Genomic DNA, 19,799 nt, shown 5'->3' on the forward strand with positions numbered 1-19,799 from the left:
ACGGTGCCCGCCGGTCGGGCACGACCTGCTCCCGGCATCCGCTCGCCGGCTACGCGCGCAGCGCCGCCGCGAGGATCTCGGGTCCGCGGTGGTCGAACACGCGACCGCCGAGCGCGATGCCGGCCGCGAGCACGGCGACGCCGAGGCCGACGCCCGCCGCGAACGACGCCATGTACCACGACGGGTCGTCGAAGAGGCCGAGCGCGGCGAACGCGACGGCCGGGGCGGCGATGAGCAGCGAGCCGAGCATCGTGATCGACTGCACGAGCGCCGTGATGGCACCGGTCGACTGCGGCTGCTGGAACGGACTGTCGCCGGGTTTCACGGCCGGGTACGGGAACCTGGCCGAGACGATCGAGCTGACGCCGAGGCCGCCGAGCAGCAGAGCGGCGCTCACGCCGACGAGTGCGGGCAGCAGGCGCCAGTCGTCGAGCACGAACACCGTGACCGCGCTGCCGAGTCCGATCACGACCACGCCGGCGATGAGCACGGGCACCAGGCGACCGGCGCGGTCGGCCGCGCCGCGCACGCCCGACACGGTGTGCAGCCACACGGCCGTGCTGTCGAAGGCCGTGTCGTTGTGCAGCGACCAGCCGAGCAGGAGGCACATGAGCGGCACCGGGATGAGCGCCGTGTACGCGAGCGGGATCCCGGCGACGCCGAGCGGCACGATCACGAGCACCGGCACGATCGGCACCATGATGATCGACACCCAGTAGCGCGCGTCGCGGAACCAGTAGGTGAAGCTGCGGGCGGCGACCGCACCCGTGGGCGTGTGCGGCATCCGATCGAACCAGCCGAGGCCGCGGTAGCTGCGGGCCGACGCCTCGCGACCGGGCGTGACGAGCATCTTCGCGACGAGGGACTGCCATGCGAGCCAGATGGCTCCGAGGGTCGCCGCGGCGATGATGAGCTTCAGCACCGCCGGACCCCAGTCTCCGGCGGCCGCATCACCCGGGGCCGCGAAGGCCGCGCCGAGCGGGGTCCAGCCGACGACGCCGGCGAACGACTCGAGCACGCGCAGGCCCGAGTTCGCCCAGTCCAGCGTGACGAGCACGACGATGACCGGCGAGAGCAGCACCACGAGCAGCACCCCGAGCACGCCGCTCACCTCTCGTGCGCGCCGGGTCGCCAGCAGCACGGATGCCACGCCGGTCGCGACGCGCGCGATCAGGATGCACGTGCCGAACGCCAGCAGTGCGGAGAGGAGCGCGAAGACCGTCTCGCCGAAGCCCCTGGACCAGGTCACCACCGTTCCGGCCAGCACGATGGCGAGCACGAACGCGGGGATGCCGATGAACGCGGCCAGCGCGAGCCCGAGCGCGAGCGTGCGGTCGGGCACCCCGAACAGCGCGAAACGCCTGGGGTCCATGGTGTCGTCGACGCCGAACGCGAGCGGGAAGATCACGAAGCCGATCACCACGGCGGCGCCCACGATGACGAAGACGTCGCGGATCACCTCGACGTCGTCGACGAACCGCAGGCCGACGAGCGTGAAGAACAGGATCGTGGCGAGGCCGACGCCGTACACGAGTCCAAGGACGATGCCGACGACCTGCCAGGGGCTCCGCCGGAAGATGTTGCCGAGCAGGCGCAGTTTCAGTCGGAGAAACTGTGCAACCATTCCATGCCTTCCGCTGCCTTGCGTCCGCCGGCGAGCTCGACGAAGCGGTCTTCGAGGGTCTGTCCGGCGCGCACCTCGTCGAGGGTTCCGGATGCCAGCACCCGGCCGCCGACGATGATCGCCGCGGAGTCGCACACGCGCTCGATGAGGTCCATGCCGTGGCTCGACAGCAGCACGGTGCCACCGCCCTCCACGAAGCGCTCGAGGATGTCGGTGAGGTTCGCGGCCGACACCGGGTCGACCGACTCGAACGGCTCGTCGAGCACCAGCAGCCGCGGCGCGTGGATCATCGCGCAGGCGAGTGCGATCTTCTTGGTCATGCCCGCCGAGTAGTCGGCAACGAGGCGGTCGATGGCGTCCTCGAGGCCGAACGCGGCGATGAGGTCGGCGCTGCGATCGCGCACCGTGCGGTCGTCGAGCCCACGGAGCGCGCCCGAGTAGTAGAGGAGCTGCGCGCCCGTCAGGCGGTCGAAGAGGCGGAGCCGGTCGGGCAGCGCGCCGGTCAGGCGCTTGGCCGCGCGCGGGTCCCCCCACGCGTCGACGCCGTGGATCCGCACGGTGCCCGAGTCGGGGCGCAGCAGGCCGGTCACCATCGAGAGCGTCGTGGTCTTGCCGGCGCCGTTCGGGCCGACGATGCCGTAGAACGACCCGGTGCGCACGTCGAGCGAGATGCCATCGACCGCGGTGGTGTCGCCGAACCGCTTCACGAGGCCCTGGATCTCGAGCACGCGCGGAGCGTCGGCCGCCGGGGCGGGACGCGCCACGCGCAGCGTGCGCTTCTTGCGCGGCGCGGGCTTGCGCGGCGCCAGGATCACGGCCACGGCCTGCTCGCCCGTGACGTCATCGGATGCCCCGTCGCCGTCGAGCTCGGCACCCGCGACCGCGGGGCTCCCGATCTCAGTGCTCACGTCGCTGCCGGCGACCTCCACACCCGCGGCGTCGGCGAGCGCCTCGTCGAGCGTGAGCGCCGCATCGGATGCCTCGACGGGAGCGGACTCGGCGACCGCAGTGTCCTCCGAAACGCCAGTGGCCTCCGTGACCGGTGCGTCGCCTGCGACCGGATCGGCCTTGGCGTCGGCCTCGACGACCGGGTCGGCGGGCGTCTCGGTGACGGGCTCCGCCACGACGTTCGCGGCCGGGTCGGTCTCGGCCACCGGGTCGGCGTCGGCCACCGGGTCGGCGGGCGCATCGGTGGCCGGCGTCTCGGTGGCGGTCGACTCGGTGGCGGTCGACTCGATGGAAGGCGCTTCGATCGCGGTCGCCTCGCTGACGGATGCCGCGGCCGCCGTCGGGTTCTCGCCCCCGTTCGATTCCGGCACGCGCGGCGCGGTGTGCGCGGGCTCCGCGATCGCGTCGTCGGCGATCGCCGCCGCGGCGACCGCGGCCGCGGTGCGGGCGGCGGTGCTGCGTGCGATCGGGCGCTCGCGCGTGGTCTCGTCGACGGCGCCCTCGGCGGCGCCGGCGTCCGCGGTGGGCGGGACCGGCGTCGAGGATCCCGGTTTGCGGGTCGCGCGCTCGGCAGCCGTGGTCTCGGTGGTCAGCGACGCCGCGACGCGCTGCGTCTGGCGCTTCGTGCTCGCGGCCGCGGCCGCTCGGGTGCGCTGGGACGAGGCGGCCGACGCGCGCGCGGCGCGCGCCGACTTCGTGGCCTCGCCGCGGGCGGATGCCGCCTTCGAAGAGGCGGCTCGCGATGCCGCAGTGCGCTTCGAACCCGTGGTCTGGTTCGGCTCCGCCGCGGCATCCGCCTGCCCGGAGTCGGCCGGTTCGGTCGGTGCGGCAGTCGACGTCGAGCGACTGGTGGTGCGCTTCGTGGTGGTGCGCTTGGCAGCCGGCGCCTTCGCGGTCGTCGCGTCGGCTTCGGGCGTGGTCGTCGCCTCGGTCGCGGGAGCCGTCGAGGCGGTCTTCGCAACGTTCGTGCGCGACCCGGTCGACCTCGAGGCGACCGGCTTCGAAGCGGCCGCCTTCGATGCGGCCGGCTTGGACGCCGCCGACTTCGCCGCTGACGACTTCGCGGCGGTGTTCTTCGCCGTGGACGCCTTGCGCGCGGTCGTGCTCGGGGTCTCGCCCGACGACTCGGGTCGCGAACTCGTGCCACGGGCAGGCGCGCCCTCGGTCGCGGCGGCGCGCGACGCCGCGGTCTTGGACGCGGTTCCCCTCGCGGCGGAGGAGCGGGCGGTGCGGGACGCGGACGCGGCATCCGACTTCGGGGTCGTCGAGCGCGTCGTGCGCTTCGACGCCCCGCGCGGCGCGCGCGGCGCGCTGGACGATCCCCCTTCGGCGGACACCCCCGTGCCGGTGCCTTCGGGAGCTTCGTCGTCGTGTTCGGAGCGCGAAACGGAAGTCACCCAGACAACCTACCAACCGCGACCCGCGTTCCCCAGTCGGGTCGTCATGCGACGCGCGGGGGAACCTGTGGGTTTCCTGAGCGTCGCATCACGATCGCACTACGACGTCGGGCTCGACTCGTTCCTCGAAGGGGTCGCCCGGTACCCTGTATATCGGCATAACGGCGTGTCCACATGTGAACTTCCGGATGAACGACGGGTGAAGAATCGGCGAGGGGCCGATCGCCCGCGGCATCCGACCACCATAAGGAGATGCAGTGACCCAGATCGTGATTCTGGCAGCCGGCATGGGGAGCCGGCTCGGACGGTCCCTCCCCAAACCGCTCACCGAGCTCAGCGACGGCCGCACCATCATGCGCCAGCAGTTCGACAACATCGAGCACGCCTTCGGCAAGGACCCGAACGTGACGATCGTCGTCGGCTACAAGCTCGAGCACATCATCGAGGCGTTCCCGCAGGCGTCGTTCGTCTACAACGAGGAGTACGACCAGACGAACACCTCGAAGAGCCTCATGCGCGCCCTCGCGGCGTCGCAGGCGGGCGGCGTGCTCTGGATGAACGGCGACGTCGTGTTCGACCCGCGCATCCTCGACCGCGCCCTCCCGTTCATCGAGCGCGACCAGTCGTTCGTGACCGTCAACACCGCGAAGGTGTCCGACGAGGAGGTCAAGTACACCACCACCGCCGAGGGCTACATCAAGGAGCTCTCGAAGACCGTCAAGGGCGGCCTCGGTGAGGCGGTCGGCATCAACTACGTGTCGAGCCGCGACAAGGCGGCCCTCCTCGCGTTCCTGCAGCGCGTGGGCGACCAGGACTACTTCGAGCGCGGCATCGAGCTCGCCATCGAGAAGCAGGGCATGCTCGTCGAGCCGATGGACATCTCCGACCTCTACGCGGTCGAGATCGACTTCGCCGAAGACCTGGAGCGTGCGAACCACTTCGTGTGATCGCAAGCACCACAGCAGTGGAGAGCGGATGCCCGACGGCATCCGCTCTTCGCGTCTCGGTACGCTCCGCTCCTCGGAGCCGAGCGGATGCCGCGCGGCATCCGCTCGCGTCTAGGCCGCGTTCTGCCGGTCGCCCACCGACTGCCGGGCCACGCCCGTCTTCGCCAGCTGCGCGGCGATGACGCGGCCGAGCCACGTGAAGAAGACCGGGCTCGCGACGAACAGCGCGAGGTAGAGCGCCCACGCCCAGGGCGCGTAGTGCTCCGCGCCGAGCACGACGAACGTGCCGACGGCGAGCGCCACGCCCGCGAACCCGGCCGCGAGGTAGTAGAGCCACGGGCTCCAGTTGCGGTAGCGGGTGACGAGGAACGGCAGCTCGAGCAGGGCGCCGACGAGCAGGCCGGTGCCGACGAAGCGCCAGATCCAGATCGGCGCGAACACGGCGCCGACGAGCCCGGCGATGAAGCCGACCAGCACGGCGACGCCCGGCCGCCGCAGGAGCGCCAGCGCGACGGCGCTCGGGAGGAAGTGCGTGCCGATCGTGAGCCCGTAGAGCACGGGGATGAACGCCGCGAACGCGGCGGCGAGGTAGGCGGATGCCCCGGCAACGAGCCCCCCGGCGACGCCGATCGCGGCGCAGCTGAGGAGCACACGGGTGCTGGTGCGGTGCACGACGCTCCTTCCGAACTGGCGCGGCCGAACGGCCGGGCGCGGCACGCGCCGCCCGCCTGCTTCCAAACCTACCGCGGCATGGCATCTACGATGAGATCGTGATGAGCGCGGTATCCGTCGGGAGTGCTGGAGACTCGCATCCGCTCCAGCGGACGGCGTGGATCCGTTACCGGCACTCCCTCTGGCTCCTCACGACCCGCGACCTGAAGGTGCGCTACTCGACCTCGGCGCTCGGGTACCTCTGGTCGATCCTCGACCCGCTCGTGATGGCCGGCATCTACTGGTTCGTGTTCACCCAGGTGTTCAACCGACCGGTCGGCACGGAACCCTACATCGTGTTCCTGCTCGCGGCGCTGCTGCCGTGGATGTGGTTCAACGGCGCGATCTCCGACTCGACGCGGGCCTTCCTGAAGGATGCGAAGCTCGTGCGGTCGACGATGATCCCGCGCACGATCTGGGTGAACCGCATCGTGCTCTCGAAGGGCATCGAGTTCCTGCTGTCGCTGCCGGTGCTCGCGCTCTTCGTGATCTTCTCGCCCGGGTCGCGGGTGGGCTGGGAGCTCGTGTTCTTCCCGCTCGCGATCCTGCTCCAGGCGATCCTCACGTGCGGGGTCGCGCTCATCGTCGCGCCGCTCGTGGTGTTCTTCCGCGACCTCGAGCGGGCGGTGAAGCTCGTGCTGCGATTCCTCTTCTACGCGTCGCCGATCATCTACGGCGTCGAGAACCTGCCGGAGGAGCTCCACATCTGGGCGGCGTTCAATCCCCTCTCGGGCATCTTCGGCCTCTATCGCGCGGGCTTCTTCCCGCACGAGCTCGACTGGTTCAACGTCGTGATCTCGGCGGCGATGTCGCTCGCCCTGCTCGTCATCGGGCTGCTCGTCTTCCGGGGCAGCGTGCGCCAGGTGCTGAAGGAGATCTGATGACGGATGCCGCGGCCGCCGCCCTCGCCGCCACCGAGACGTACGCGATCCGTGCCGAGGGCCTCGGCATCCGCTTCCGCCGCAACCGGCGCGGTCGCCGGTCGTTCAAGGACCTGCTCGCCGGGCGCCGGCGTCGGACGCGACCCGGTGAGTTCTGGGCGCTGCGGAACCTCACGATGGAGGTGCGGCCCGGCGAGGCCATCGGCGTGGTCGGACGCAACGGCCAGGGGAAGTCGACGCTCCTGAAGCTCGTGGCGGGCGTCATGATGCCCGACGAAGGCCGTGTCGTCGTCACGGGCGGCGTCGCCCCGCTCATCGAGATCACCGGCGGATTCGTCGACGACCTGACCGTGCGCGACAACGTGTACCTGACGGCGGGCCTGCACGGCATGACGCGATCGCAGATCGACGCGAAGTTCGACGAGATCATCGGGTTCGCCGACATCGCGGACTTCCTCGACACGCCCTACAAGCACCTCTCGAGCGGCATGAAGGTGCGCATCGCCTTCGCGGTGATCTCGCAGCTCGAGGAGCCCATCATCCTCGTCGACGAGGTGCTCGCCGTCGGCGACAAGGCGTTCCGCGAGAAGTGCTACAAGCGCATCGAGGAGCTCCTCGAAGGGGGCCGCACGCTGTTCTTCGTCTCGCACAACGAGCGCGACCTGCGACGCTTCTGCACCCGCGGCCTCTACCTCGACAAGGGCGCCCTCGTGCTCGACGGGCCGATCGACGACGTGCTCGAGCGCTACAACGCGGAGCACGGCACGACCTAGCGCCGTATACCGCATCCGCCCAGGCGTGACGAGCCCCGGGCGGCGATCCGGGGTTCACCCGGGTGCGCGCTCTATGATGCTCGGCATGGCCGAACGGGTGCACAGGATCACCTCGATGGGGCCCTCGGCTCCGCAGGAGGGCTCCCCCGGCGCGCCCGACGAGCGGCCGCAGGCTCCGGGTGGATCCGCGGGCGAGCGGCCCGCAGACACCGGTCGAGCACAGGGCATGGAGCGCGGCATCGACATGGTGCTGTCGATCCAGCGTCCGATCGTGCTGGCGCACCTCCGCGGCATCCGTCGACGCGTGCCGAACGCGACGCCCGAGCAGCTCGTGCGCATCCTCGAGCGCCGCTACCTCGCGGCCGTGACGACCGGTGGCGCGGCCGTCGGCGCCACAGCGGTGATCCCCGGCATCAGCACGGGCATCACGCTCGCGCTGTCGGGCGTCGAGACGGCCGGGTTCCTCGAGGCGACCGCGCTCTTCGCGCAGTCGGTCGCCGAGGTGCACGGCATCCCCGTGGACAACCCCGACCGCGCCCGCGCGCTCGTGATGACGCTGATGCTCGGCCGCGAGGGCGTCGACCTCGTTCGCCAGTTCGCCGGGCAGGCGACCGGGGGTGGGCCGGCGCGCAACGTCTTCTGGGGCGAGCTCATCACGAACAGCATGCCGAAGGCGCTCATGGGCACAATGGTCGACCAGCTGCGGCGCGTGTTCGTGCGGCAGTTCGCGGTGCGCGGCGGCGCGGGCATCATCGGCAAGGCGATCCCGTTCGGCATCGGCGCCGCCATCGGCGGCACCGGCAACCACCTGCTCGGCCGCAAGGTGCTGCAGCAGTCGCGGCTCGCCTTCGGCGCGGCACCCGCGGTGCTCCCGGCCGTGCTCGAGCCCCGCGAGGGCGACACGTTCCTCCGCACGACGGGCTCGCGGATCGGCCGGGCCGGCGTCGCCGTCGGCGAGCTCGCCGCGTCGACCGGTCGCGGCATCCGCGGCGCCGCGACGAAGGTGGGCCGCGGCATCACCCGGCGGCGGAAGGGCGACGACGCGGCGGTCGAGGCGGGCGCTGCCGTCGAGACCGGCGAGGTCGAGAGCGACGCAGCAGGCGCGCGGCCTCCGGCGCCGTCGGACGCGACGGCTCCCGGCGCCGAACGCCGCGACGACGATGACACGTCCGAGGCCCAGCGCGCGAGCTGACCGCGGGGATCGGACGACGCCGGCCCCTAGGTCAGCGCCTCCGCCTCGTCCTCGTCGTCCGCCTCGAACTCGTCGACCTCCTCGTCGCCCGCGTGCAGCGCCGCGAAGCGCTCCCACTCGGCCATGAGGTGGTCGACGGCCTCGTGGAAGCGCGCTGTCGTGACGCCCGGCGTCGTGTCGCCGAAGTACCGCTCGACCCACGCCTCGAGCCGCGCGAGCGCGTCGGCGTCGTGCGCGACCTCGTCGACGCGCGCGAGCATGGCGGCGCCGTCGCGCGCGTCGAGCCACTCGCACGCCTGCAGGTAGCCGCCGGTGTCGATCTGCGCCTCTGGGTTGACCGGACGCGTGATGAGCAGCGGCTTTCCCGCGGCGAGCCGGTCGTAGACCATCGCCGAGATGTCGACGATCGCGACATCCGCCGCCGCGAGCTGCCAGCCGAGCGAGGGGCCGTCGTCGAAGACGTGCTGCGCGGAGGGGTCGGCCGCGTTCGCCGCCGCGATCGCCTCGATGATCTCGCGGTTCGCCGCGCGGTAGTCGGGGTCGACGACGCCCGACCGCGGGTGCGGCCGGTAGATCACCCGGTGCCGGCCCGTCGCGAGCAGGGCCCTCACGAGCGGCACGCCGTGCGTCGCGATCGACCCGTAGGCGGCCGCGCCGCGATCGCCCTCCCACGTGGGCGCGTAGAGCACGACCTCCCGCTCGTCGGGCGTGTAGGGCAGGGGCGAGCCATCGAGGTAGTGGTCGGCCTGCGGCCTCCCGATCGGGATCGCGCGCTTGTCGAAGTCGTAGTCCCAGAGCACCTTCTCGAGCCGGGCCCGGGCCGCGTCGCCCGCGATGAAGGCGTAGTCGTAGGCCTTGAACTGGTTGGTGGTCATGTACATCTTGTCGGACTCGCCGTGGTTGATGAACACGTGCCAGCGCCGCCCGTAGCGCATCATCTGGAAGTTCTTCGCGTTCTGGTTCACGTAGAACACGACGTGCAGGTCCTGGTCGTGGATGACCTGCTCGAGGTCGACGACGCGACGCACGTAGGCGACGGGCAGCGGCGACTCCTCGAGGAGCTCGAGCGCCGACCCCGAGGCGCGGCTGAGGATGAGCACCGGATGCCGCTTCGAGAGCTCGAGCAGCGGCTTGTACCACTGCCGCAGCTGGTAGAGGTTGACGCGGCCGTCGGCGAAGTACACGCCGATGCGGTAGCGGTGCGGCTCGAGGGGCGGGAGCTCTCGCAGCTTCCTCAGCAGCTCGCGCTGCGCCCGCCGCGACCACATGATGTCCTTGGCCAGCTTGACGGCGCGCTGTGCATCTCTCCGCAATCCCACTCGCACAAGGGTACCGAAGGCGCGGATGCCCCGCGGCCCCGAGACGTCGCGCGACGCCGCCGCCCGCGGCGCTCCTCGACGACCGGGATCAGACGATCGGCGGCCGGCCCGCGAGGGTCATGCGCCACACCGTGCGCCACCGCATCGGGCGCCGCTCCCCCGGATCCTCGCGCCAGCCCGCGCGCCAGCCGCCGAACCACGCCTGCAGCGCCGACGGGTTGCGGAACCAGCGCAGCACCTGGATCGCCGTCCACGAGCCGACGTAGAGGGGCACGAGCACGAGCGGCAGGTTGCGCCGCGCGAGCCACACGCGGTTCCGCGCGTTGAGCCGGTAGTAGTACGCGTGGCGTGCAGGGTCGATGACCGGATGCCCCGCCTCGAGGTCGCCCGCGTACCAGGCGACGTGGCCGGTGTCCCACACGCGCCACGCCAGCTCGATGCCCTCGTGCGCGTAGAAGAACGGATCGGCCCAGCCGCCCGTGGCGTCGAACACCGCGCGCGGCATGAGCACGGCGCCCTCCCAGCACGAGAACACGGGGCTCGAGTGCGCCGGGTCGCCCTTGCGGATGCGCGGGATCCACCTCCGCGGCGAGACCTTGCCGGTGGGATCGACGACGCGGGGCTGGATGAGGCCGAGCTCGGGCCGGTCGGCGAGCTCGCGGCATCCGTCGGCCAGGAACCGCGGGCTCGGCAGGAACGCGTCGTCGTCGAGGAAGAACAGCACGTCGCCCGACACCTCGGGCACGCCGCGGTTGCGTCCGGCGGGGATGCCGAGGTTCTCGGGCAGGTGCAGCGTCTTCACCGCACCCGGCAGCGGCGGCTCGGCGGTCGCGGGGTTCCAGCCGTTGCCGACGCACACGACGTCGACGACGACGTCCTGCTGCTCGAGCACGCTCCGGATGCCGCGCGCGAGGTCGTCGGGCCGCGTGCCCATGGTGAGCACCACCACGCCGACCCGCGGCCGCCCTTCGACGGGCTGAGGGAACGAGCGGTCAGGACCGGACACGGCGGGAGGCCATGATCGCGACGAAGTGCCCCAGGAGCGAGAGCGCCGCGAGCGGCAGCAGCGCGATCACGACGATGCGGTCGACGAGCGGCTGCCCGGCGAAGAGGCCCACGATGGCCGCGGCGAGCGCGATGAGCGTGAGCTCGACCGAGTGGTACAGGCGGTGGAACGGCAGGAAGCGCGCGGCCTTGCGGAGCTTCGCGATGAGCCCGCCGCGCGGCGCGGTCTCGCCGTGCGTGTCGGCGAGCTTCGGCAGGCCGGCGTTCGCGCGGGCCACGTGCACCATGTCGTTGAGCGCCTTGTTCAGCACGATGACGAGTGCGAGGAGGGCGCCGACGGTCGTCCAGAGGAAGTCGGCCGGGAACTCGAGCGGGTACGCGGCGGCGCGGATGCCGAGCGCGAGCGGGATGAGTGCCTCGGTCGTGTAGTGGCCGACCTTGTCGAGGAAGACGCCGGCGGGCGACGACGTGCGGCGCCAGCGGGCGACCTCGCCGTCGCAGCAGTCGACGAGCATCTGCAGCTGGCCGAGCACGACCGCGAGCAGCGCGCCCCAGATGCCCGGGATGAGCAGGGCCGCGGCGGTCGACCAGCCGACGAGGATCATGAGGCCCGTGACGCCGTTGGCGGAGATCGGGGTCTTGAGCAGGAACCAGGTGAGGTACGGCGAGAAACGACGGAGGTAGAGCGACGCCGTCCAGTGCTCGGCGTTGCGTCGGCCGCGGACCTCGGGCGGCTGGGTGACGGCGCGGAGCTCGGCGATGCTCGTGGGCCTGGCCTGGGCCGGACCGGCTTGTGACATCCGCGTCACCTTCCCGTGTGCTGTGCGATGTTGCTCGTCAGCGAGAGGTAGCCGAGCACGAAGCCCACTCCCCACGAGACGTGTATGCAGGGCAAGACTACGAGAAACCACCACGCCACGGCGGCTCCGCGGCCGCGGGCGTAGGCGAGCGTCGCGACGACGACGAAGAGCAGGTAGGCCGCGGGCACGAGGAAGCCCACGAGCAGCCACGGCGTCGCGCCCATGGCGGCCTGCACGAGGCCGATGAGGCCGAGGATGAGCCCGAGCGTCACGCCCACCACCATGGCCGGCGGGATGAAGTAGCGGATGCCGTTGGCCGACGGGAAGCGCCGGGCGAGCTCGCCGCGCCACAGGCCCGTCGAGAACATCTGGCGTGCGAGGCGCTCCACGCTCGACCGGGGACGGTAGGTGACCGCGAGCTCGGGCGTGAACCAGACGGTGCCGCCGGTCTCGCGGAGGCGGCGGTTGAGCTCCCAGTCCTGGCCGCGCTTGATGGTCTCGTCGAACAGGCCGACGCGCTCGAGCGCAGTGCGGCGGAAGACCCCGAGGTACACGGTCTCGGCCGGGCCCTCGGCGCCGCCGACGTGGAACGCCGATCCGCCGAGGCCGACCTTCGTCGTGTAGGCGAGCGCCACGGCCTGTTCGAAGGGCGTCTCGCCGCGGGCGTCCATGATGCCGCCGACGTTGTCGGCGCCCGTGCGCTCGAGCACGCCCACGGCGACGCGGGCGTAGTCGACGGGGAGCATGGAGTGCGAGTCGACGCGCACCACCACGGGGAACTGCGCGGCGCGGATGCCGATGTTGAGGCCCGAGGGGGTGGAGCCCACCTCGTTCTCGAGCACGCGAACGCGGGCGTCGCGGGCGGCGAGGTCGGCCACGAGCTCGGCGGTGCCGTCGATCGACGGGCCGAGCGCGATGAGCACTTCGACGGGGCCGGCGTAGTCCTGCTCGAGGATCGACTCCACGGCCGCGCGCACGTGCGAGGCGTCGTTCAGCACGGGCATGACGTAGGAGACGCCGACGAGCGGCGACGCTGCCGCCTCATGGTGCTGCTCGGGCATGTTCCTCACTCGCTCGGGTCGATCGAGCCTAGCAGCCGGTGGGTTCGCGGACGCTGAAGGGGCCGGGGTCCCATGGACCCCGGCCCCGTCGTCCGACCGGTCGTGCGAGCGTCAGCCCTCGAAGGTGCCGAGCGTCACGGTCGCGGTCTGCGAGTCGCCGTCGCGGGTGAAGGTGATCTCCGCCTCCGCGCCGCCGGGCAGCGCACGCACCTGCGCGGTCAGGTCGGTCTGGTCGGTGATCGGCACGCCGTTGAACTCGGTGACCACGTCGCCGGCCTGCAGGCCCGCCTGCTCGGCCGCGCCGCCCGAGCTCACCTCGGAGATGAGGGCGCCGACGGTGTCGCTCTGGCCGTCGGCCTCGGCCGACGTGACGGTCGCCCCGAGGAGGCCGTGCGTCGCCGCCCCGCTCTCGATGATCTCCTCGGAGATGCGCTTCGCGAGGTTGGACGGCACCGCGAACCCGACGCCGATGTTGCCGGCCTCGGTGCTCGAGCCGCCCGCCGAGAGGATCGCGACGTTCACGCCGATGAGCTTGCCCTCGGAGTCGAGCAGCGCACCGCCCGAGTTGCCCGGGTTGATCGCGGCATCCGTCTGGATGACCGGGAGCGACACCTGGCCGGCCGACGCCTGCGGCGCCTGCGACTCACCGCTGTCGGGGTCGGGCAGGTCGAAGAAGAAGTCGAACGGGCTCTCGCCGTCGCCCTGGCCCTGGTCGCCCTCGCCCGAGTCGCCCTGGGAGTCGTCGGGCGTCGTCGGCGCGGCCGATGAGGCCACGTCGATCGAGCGGTTGAGGGCGCTGATGATGCCGTTCGTCACGGTGCCCGAGAGGCCGAGCGGCGCGCCGATCGCGATCGCCGTGTCGCCGACGTTGAGCTTGTCGGAGTCGGCGAACTCGAGCGGCGTGAGGCCCGACGCGTCGACGAGCTTGATCACCGCGAGGTCGGACAGCGGGTCGGTGCCGACGAGCTCCGCCGCGTAGAGGTGGCCGTCGCTCGTCTTGACCTGGATGGTCGGGTCGCCGGTGGCGCCGTCGAGGGTCACGACGTGCGTGTTGGTGAGCACGTAGCCGTCGTCCGACAGGATGATGCCCGAACCCGTGCCGCCGGCCTGGCCGCCGCTGACCGAGATGGTCACGACGCTCGGGCTGGCCTTCGCGGCCACCGCGGTGATCTGGTTCACCGAGTCGGTGTCGTTGACGACGATGTTCTGCGCGCTGCCGGCGCTGTCGCTCGTCGCGGGAGCCTGGTTGCTCGAGATGAGCGCCGTGATGCCGGCGCCCGACGCGCCGCCGATGAGGGCGGCAGCGACGATGGCGGCGGCGACGCCGAGGCCCACCCGGCGCTGCTTGGGCGCGGGCTGGCCGGCCTGCGCGGGCTGGCCGGGCTGCGTGCCGTACGGCGGCACGCCGGCGTTCGAGCCCGTCGGCTGCGCGTCGCCGGGGCGGGGTCCGCCGAATGCGGGCGGCACCTGGCCGCTCACGGGCTGCGTCGGGGCCGTCTGCTGCGCGGATGCCGCGGCGGCGGGCGCGGACGCGGCGTACGGCTGCGGGGCCTGGCCGGGCTGGTAGACCGTGCCGGTCGCCTGGGCGGCCGGGACGGGCTCCGGGGTGGCGGGCGCGGGCGGAGCCTGCGTCGCGGGAGCGGTGGCGGGCGCGGGCGGAGCCTGCGTCGCGGGAGCGGTGGCGGGCGCGGCCGGAGCCGCCGCCTCGGGTGCCGGCGTCTCCGACGACGCGGCGGGGGTCTCGGGGGTCGTCGCGGCGGCCTCCGCGGCCTGGCTCGCGGCGGGCTCAGGGGTTGCGGAGGTGGCGTCGACGACGCCCTCGCGGGCCTCCCCCGTCGAACCGTCCGTGGTGTCGGTCATGGTCTGCTCCTTCCAAAGCGATGCCAGCATCCCGCGCGAGTCTGTGTGCGGCATCGGCGAAGTCTGTGATCCGGCTATCACCAGGCGGTGAGTCCCCCGAATGCGGCGACGGCGCCCCGTCGAACCCGTGCGCCAGCGTAGCGGCCCCACCCTGACGTACGGTGAGAGCGTGAGCGACTTCTCCCCAGCACCCGGCCTGCAGCCCTGGCAGCGCACGGCCGCCGGCGCCGGCCTGCTCGACGCCGACGGCCGCATCGCCGCCACGATCTTCGCCGAGATGAGCGCCCTCGCCGCACGCACCGGCGCGATCAACCTCGGCCAGGGGTTCCCCGACGAGGACGGGCCCGTCGAGGTGCTCGACGCAGCCCGGCAGGCCATCGCCGACGGCGTCAACCAGTACCCGCCGGGCATCGGCATGCCCGTGCTGCGCGAGGCGATCGCAGCGCACCAGCGCCGCTGGTACGGGCTCGAGGTCGACGCGGCATCCGAGGTGCTCGTGACCGCGGGCGCGACGGAGGCGCTCGCCGCGACCCTCCTCGCGTTCGTCGACGCCGGCGACGAGGTCGTGACGTTCGAGCCCTACTACGACGCCTACGCGGCCCTCGTGGCACGTGCCGGCGGCGTGCATCGCACGGTGCCGCTCAGATTCCCCGACTGGCGACCCGACGCGGCCGAGCTCGAGGCGGCGGTCACCGATCGCACGCGCGTCATCCTCGTGAACTCGCCGCACAACCCCACGGGCGCGGTGCTCGACCTCGAGACGCTCGAGCTCGTCGTGCGCCTCGCCGCGCGGCACGACGCGATCATCGTCACGGACGAGGTGTACGAGCACCTCACCTTCGGCGCCCGGCACGTCCCCATCGCGACCCTGCCCGGGGCCTGGGAGCGCACGGTGTCCATCTCGTCGGGCGGCAAGACGTTCTCGACGACCGGCTGGAAGATCGGCTGGATCACCGCACCCGCCCCCCTCGTGACCGCCGTGCTCGCCGTGAAGCAGTACCTCACGTTCGTGAACGGCGCGCCGTTCCAGCCGGCGATCGCGACCGGGCTGGGCCTGCCCGATGCGTTCTTCGCGGAGGCCGCCGCCGAGCTCGGTGCGAAGCGCGACCTGCTCGCGGGCGGCCTCGAGACTGCCGGCTTCGCGGTCTCGCGACCTGAGGCGGGCTACTTCATCGTCGCGGATGCCGCGCCCCTCGGCTACCGCGACGGCGCCGTGCTGTGCCGGGAGCTGCCCGAGCGCGCCGGGGTCGTCGGCGTCCCCGTGTCGGCGTTCGTGCACCCCGACCGCCAGGACGCGTACCGCAGCCTCGTGCGGTTCGCGTTCTGCAAGCGGCACGCGGTGCTCGAGGACGCGTCGGCCCGGCTCGCGGGGCTCGGGGTCGGCTGAACCGGCTCGGTCAGGAGCCGTTGCGCCGGCCTCCGGCTCGGTCAGGAGCGGTTGCGCCGGCCTCCGGCTCAGTCAGGAGCGGTTGCGCCGGCCTCCGGCTCAGCCGCGGCGCTCGGTCACGCCGAAACGGCGGAGCGCGAGCGCCGGGTTGAGTCGTCGCACGGCGTCGATGCGCTCGCGCGACACCCAGGCGACCGCGACATCCGTGCCCTCGCCGATCGTGGCCACCTCGACGCCCATCGGGTCGACGACCATGCTGTTGCCCGCACCCACCGGCGGGGCGTGGTCGGCGGCCGCGACGTACATCGTGTTCTCGAGGGCGCGGGCCGTCGTGAGGACCCGCCAGTGCGACTCCTTCAGCGGTCCGCGCACCCACTCGGCGGGCATGCACACCACGTCGGCGCCCGCGTCGACGATGCGCCGCGTCACCTCGGGGAACCGCACGTCGTAACAGGTCTGCAGCCCGAACCGCAGGCCGCCCGCCTCGAACACCTCGGGCGCGGCGATCTCGCCCGGCGCCACCCACGCGGACTCGCGCTGCCCGAACGCGTCGTACAGGTGCAGTTTGCGGTATCGCGCGACGACGTCCCCGCCCGGCGCGACGGCGACCACGGTGTTGCCCACGCGGTGCTCCTCGCCGTCGAGCCGCTCGATCATGCCGGCGACGAGGTGCACGTCGAGGCGGGTCGCCAGTTCGGCGAGCCGCTCGGTGAACCGACCGCCGACGCGCTCTGCATTGGCGTGCCACTCGGGACCCGGCTCGGCGGTGAACCAGCTCGAGTACTCGGGGAGCACGACGAGCCGCGCGCTCCGTGCGACCGCGAGCTCGACGAGCCGGGTGATCTCGGCGAGGTTCGCGTCGGCGTCGGCACCCGGCGCGAACTGGGCGACGGCGATCGGGAATCCGGCCGAGGCCGCGTCCACAGGCTCCATGCCCACAGCCTACGGCGCACGGATGCCGCGGCGACCTCCCCTGCGCACCGCTCCTGCTGGACGTTCAACTCTCCCGGCGGACGTCGGCCTCGACGTGCCGATACCCGGCCGTCTCGTAGCCGACGGCGACGACGAAGGGCGACAGCATCACGACGAAGAGGCACCACCCCAGGGGGAGGCCGGCAACGGCGAGCATGACACCGAGCACCAGGAAGGCGATCATTCCCGCCGCGAGGAGCACATGGAACGGGTCGACGGCGCGGAAGAGGATCGACCAGAGCACGAAGTACGCCACCAGGAAGACGAACACGGGGATGGCGACTGCCAGCACGACGCCGGTCGTGCCGATGGACGTCTCCCCCTCAGCGGCGTACGCGGCCACGTGCAGCCCGGCGCCGACCGCCGCCAGCCCGCCGAAGAGGACGATGTGACCGTAACCCCACGCCCACTTCCGCTCGCGGTGCCGAGCGAGGACGGGTGCCGACGGAAGGATGAAGTAGGTCCACCAGAGGCCGAACGTGAGTCCGGTGCCCGCGATGACGATGAGCACCGCCTCGCTGCTCCAGCCCACGTGCGCGACCACGGCGGCGACGGCGGCGATGGTCCCGAGGATGCCCTCGCCCAGCGTGATGATCACCATCAGGCCGTACCGCTCCGCGATGTGGCGGGCGTTCCACGGGGTTCCCTGCCAGCTGTCGTCCGCACCCTTGGCGTTCCACGTCGCGAACGGATGCCCGGCGAACTCGGCGATCCAGAGGGCGACGAGCACCGCGACGAGGACGGCGGTATCCGCGATCCCGACCAGCGCGACCGTCAGCCAGCCGGCCTGGATCACCACGTTGAAGCCCGCGTAGCGCAGGGCGACCCGCCGGTTGGCGGGATCCTCCCTGGCGACGCGCAACCACATCAGCACCAGCGACGCTCGCATGACGACGTACCCCACGGCGACGAGCACGAAGTCGAACGGGCCGCCGCGGTCGATCGACTGGAAGACCGCCGGGATGCCGAGCGCGAGCACGATGACGCCGACCATCTGCACCATCGTCAGAATGCGCTGCAGCCAGTCGTCCGTGTCGAACGCCGACGCGAACCACGTGAAGTTGATCCACGCCCAGCACACCGACAGCAGGACGAACGCGAAACCCCAGACGGCGACCGAGATGTGCGCCTCCGCGACGTAGTGCGCGAGTTGGTCGCCCGCCTGCGCGAACGCCACGACGAACGTCAAGTCGAACAGCAGTTCCAGTGGGGTGACCGTGCGATGCGGCTCGCGCGGATCACGACCGAGCATTCGTCGGAGACCGTGCGGGCGCACGTACTCGACGACCGGGTCGGGTGCTGACACGCGATCAGGATAGGGAAGACGAGCTCAGGTCGTCCACCCGAGGAGCGTGGTCTCCGCGCCCAAGTGCATTTCGACGCGGCCATGCGGTCAGGTGACGCCACGGAGCCGGCGTGCGTCACACCAGGCAGGGCAGCGACTTCACGCCCATCCAGCGACCCTCGAACCACATCACCTCGTAGTCGTACGGATAGGCGGGCGCGACCAGCACGTAGCCGGTGGCGGAGTCGGGGTACCACCAGTCCCAGGTGAGCTCCGTCTCGCAACCGGGACGGTAGTCGCCCGCCGCCTCGACGCGGAGAGGCGGCTGGGGCGCGAAGCCCGTGACCAGCGGCGTGCTCGGAGGACGCGGCGTGGTGGACGACGAGGCGCCGGATCCCTCCTCCTCAGCCCCGCCGGCCGCAGCCGCGGCGGCGGCCGCCGCTGCAGCTGCGACGTTGGCGGCGTGGGAGGCGACGACGCGATCGCTCGCGGAACGCAGCCGCTCGAGCGGTTCTACGGTGTCCTCGCCGTCGGCCACCGCTGCACGGACGTCCGCGATCGCCGACGCCGTCTCGTCCTTCGCCGCCTGGTCGGCCGAGCCGTTCGCCGCGACGCGGGCTTCGGCGCCGGCGCAGACGGCCTCGAGGAACACCGCGTGCGCGGCGCGCACCGCCGTTCGAGCGGCGCCCATCGCGCCGAGGTCCCGCCCCTCCATCGCCCGGTCCAGCTCGGTGACGGCGCCGTCCAGCGCGGTGGTCGCCTCGGCATCCGCAAGGTCGCCCGCCGATTCCATGGCCGCGCGAGCCGCGACCGCGACGGGCTCGACGCTGCGCCGTGCGGCGGCGACGGCGCGCTGCCAGCGGTCGGCGGACGATGCACGCTCGGCAGCCGACTGCTCGGCCTCCGCCACGTGCCGCTGCTCGGCCTGCGCGATCGAGACCTGCACGGCGAAGCTGCAGAACATGAGGACGACGAAGGCGAGGAGCGCGGCGGTGGACTTCCCGATGGCAGACATCGAGTTGATCCTAGGGGTCGCCGGAGGGCCATCGCGCCACCGGAACGAGCCGGGAATGCAGAAGATCCCGGCCTCGTGATGAGACCGGGATCTTCCGTTTCTGGTTGCGGGGGCAGGATTTGAACCTACGACCTCTGGGTTATGAGCCCAGCGAGCTACCGAGCTGCTCCACCCCGCGGCACAAGAGATAACACTAGCATGCGGGTCATCCGTCGTCCAATCGAGCCCGGCTCAGACGAGCATGGCGATGATGACGAGCACGGGCAACGCCACCAGCACGATCACGTTGCGCCAGTACCGGATCTCGGTGAAGACGATGACGAAGCCGAGCACGACGAGGACGATGCTCGTGAACGCCACGAGGGTGCGGCCGGCCTCGGGGAAGCCGAGGTTCACGGCCAGAACGCCGGCGAGCACCCCGAGTCCCCACAGCATGTTGACGTACCCGCTGTAGACGGCCCACGGCCGCACTGCCTCCTGGTCCCCCGGCTGGATGTAGAGGAACTTGAAGAGCCGCGGGCTGCGGAAGAAGAACGCCGTGATGATCCCGACCACGATCAGGGCGAGCCCTTCGACGACCGCGAGCACCTGCGCGACCACGCCCATACGGCTCAGTGTCCTC

At 72.0% G+C, this 19,799-nt stretch carries 17 protein-coding genes and 1 tRNA gene; 5 read left to right on the forward strand and 13 right to left on the reverse strand.

The features are described 5' to 3' along the window. Nucleotides 1–49: 49 nt before the first annotated feature. Together ACWEOH_RS18375 and ACWEOH_RS18380 are read right to left on the reverse strand one after the other, a co-directional pair. Nucleotides 50–1,624 carry a hypothetical protein gene (locus ACWEOH_RS18375; protein WP_452033422.1) on the reverse strand — a complete coding sequence of 525 codons (1,575 nt, stop codon included), beginning with the start codon at nt 1,622–1,624 and terminating at the stop codon, nt 50–52. Next, complete coding sequence (locus tag ACWEOH_RS18380; protein WP_452033424.1) at nt 1,600–3,969, reverse strand: ATP-binding cassette domain-containing protein; 2,370 nt, start codon at nt 3,967–3,969, stop codon at nt 1,600–1,602. Before ACWEOH_RS18380 ends, ACWEOH_RS18375 begins: the two co-directional genes overlap by 25 nt. Nucleotides 3,970–4,226: 257 nt before the next feature. On the opposite strand from ACWEOH_RS18380, the gene ACWEOH_RS18385 reads away from it, so the two are divergent. Continuing rightward, nucleotides 4,227–4,916: a phosphocholine cytidylyltransferase family protein gene (locus ACWEOH_RS18385; protein WP_274379501.1), complete on the forward strand. Its 690-nt coding sequence runs from the start codon at nt 4,227–4,229 to the stop codon at nt 4,914–4,916. Nucleotides 4,917–5,027: 111 nt separating this feature from the next. On the opposite strand, the gene ACWEOH_RS18390 is transcribed toward ACWEOH_RS18385, so the two are convergent. Continuing rightward, entirely contained in the window at nt 5,028–5,588 is a 561-nt protein-coding gene (locus tag ACWEOH_RS18390; RefSeq protein WP_452033426.1) for an ECF transporter S component, read from the reverse strand. Between the two features lie 101 nt (nt 5,589–5,689). Here ACWEOH_RS18390 and ACWEOH_RS18395 point away from each other — a divergent pair, with 101 nt between their 5' ends. From ACWEOH_RS18395 to ACWEOH_RS18405, 3 genes are all read left to right on the forward strand, one after another. Next, nucleotides 5,690–6,508, forward strand: a complete 819-nt coding sequence (locus ACWEOH_RS18395; protein ID WP_452033428.1) for an ABC transporter permease — start codon at nt 5,690–5,692, stop codon at nt 6,506–6,508. Next, a complete protein-coding gene (locus ACWEOH_RS18400; RefSeq protein ID WP_452033430.1) occupies nt 6,508–7,281 on the forward strand; it encodes an ABC transporter ATP-binding protein in 774 nt (257 codons plus the stop codon). Before ACWEOH_RS18395 ends, ACWEOH_RS18400 begins: the two co-directional genes overlap by 1 nt. Nucleotides 7,282–7,366: 85 nt before the next feature. Continuing rightward, nucleotides 7,367–8,473 (forward strand): hypothetical protein, encoded by a 1,107-nt coding sequence (locus ACWEOH_RS18405; protein WP_452033432.1) that lies wholly within the window; start codon nt 7,367–7,369, stop codon nt 8,471–8,473. 26 nt (nt 8,474–8,499) lie between these two features. On the opposite strand, the gene ACWEOH_RS18410 is transcribed toward ACWEOH_RS18405, so the two are convergent. The 5 genes from ACWEOH_RS18410 to ACWEOH_RS18430 all read right to left on the reverse strand — a co-directional run bounded on the left by ACWEOH_RS18410 (nt 8,500) and on the right by ACWEOH_RS18430 (nt 14,518). Continuing rightward, nucleotides 8,500–9,792 carry a hypothetical protein gene (locus ACWEOH_RS18410; protein WP_452033433.1) on the reverse strand — a complete coding sequence of 431 codons (1,293 nt, stop codon included), beginning with the start codon at nt 9,790–9,792 and terminating at the stop codon, nt 8,500–8,502. An 88-nt stretch (nt 9,793–9,880) separates the two neighbouring features. Then, on the reverse strand, nt 9,881–10,726 hold the full coding sequence (locus ACWEOH_RS18415) for a glycosyltransferase family 2 protein (RefSeq protein WP_452033913.1): 846 nt from the start codon (nt 10,724–10,726) through the stop codon (nt 9,881–9,883). A 58-nt stretch (nt 10,727–10,784) separates the two neighbouring features. Then, complete coding sequence (locus ACWEOH_RS18420; protein WP_452033435.1) at nt 10,785–11,597, reverse strand: CDP-alcohol phosphatidyltransferase family protein; 813 nt, start codon at nt 11,595–11,597, stop codon at nt 10,785–10,787. Nucleotides 11,598–11,602: 5 nt separating this feature from the next. Then, nucleotides 11,603–12,658: a glycosyltransferase family 2 protein gene (locus ACWEOH_RS18425; RefSeq protein WP_452033437.1), complete on the reverse strand. Its 1,056-nt coding sequence runs from the start codon at nt 12,656–12,658 to the stop codon at nt 11,603–11,605. A gap of 111 nt (nt 12,659–12,769) precedes the next feature. Continuing rightward, entirely contained in the window at nt 12,770–14,518 is a 1,749-nt protein-coding gene (locus tag ACWEOH_RS18430) for a S1C family serine protease (protein ID WP_452033439.1), read from the reverse strand. A gap of 169 nt (nt 14,519–14,687) precedes the next feature. On the opposite strand from ACWEOH_RS18430, the gene ACWEOH_RS18435 reads away from it, so the two are divergent. Next, the gene (locus tag ACWEOH_RS18435) at nt 14,688–15,905 is read left to right on the forward strand and encodes an aminotransferase class I/II-fold pyridoxal phosphate-dependent enzyme (RefSeq protein WP_452033441.1); all 1,218 of its coding nucleotides are present in this window, start codon (nt 14,688–14,690) and stop codon (nt 15,903–15,905) included. Nucleotides 15,906–16,004: 99 nt separating this feature from the next. Here ACWEOH_RS18435 and ACWEOH_RS18440 read toward each other — a convergent pair whose 3' ends face one another. From ACWEOH_RS18440 to ACWEOH_RS18460, 5 genes are all read right to left on the reverse strand, one after another. Continuing rightward, nucleotides 16,005–16,838 (reverse strand): carbon-nitrogen hydrolase family protein, encoded by an 834-nt coding sequence (locus tag ACWEOH_RS18440; protein WP_452033443.1) that lies wholly within the window; start codon nt 16,836–16,838, stop codon nt 16,005–16,007. Between the two features lie 64 nt (nt 16,839–16,902). Next, nucleotides 16,903–18,183 (reverse strand): low temperature requirement protein A, encoded by a 1,281-nt coding sequence (locus tag ACWEOH_RS18445; RefSeq protein WP_452033445.1) that lies wholly within the window; start codon nt 18,181–18,183, stop codon nt 16,903–16,905. A gap of 115 nt (nt 18,184–18,298) precedes the next feature. Then, complete coding sequence (locus tag ACWEOH_RS18450) at nt 18,299–19,177, reverse strand: hypothetical protein (protein WP_452033447.1); 879 nt, start codon at nt 19,175–19,177, stop codon at nt 18,299–18,301. 101 nt (nt 19,178–19,278) lie between these two features. Further along, nucleotides 19,279–19,355, reverse strand: a tRNA-Met gene (locus ACWEOH_RS18455). Nucleotides 19,356–19,408: 53 nt separating this feature from the next. Continuing rightward, complete coding sequence (locus ACWEOH_RS18460; protein ID WP_452033449.1) at nt 19,409–19,783, reverse strand: DUF1304 family protein; 375 nt, start codon at nt 19,781–19,783, stop codon at nt 19,409–19,411. Nucleotides 19,784–19,799 lie beyond the last annotated feature (16 nt).

It is taken from the genome of Agromyces sp. NPDC004153, from assembly GCF_053603635.1.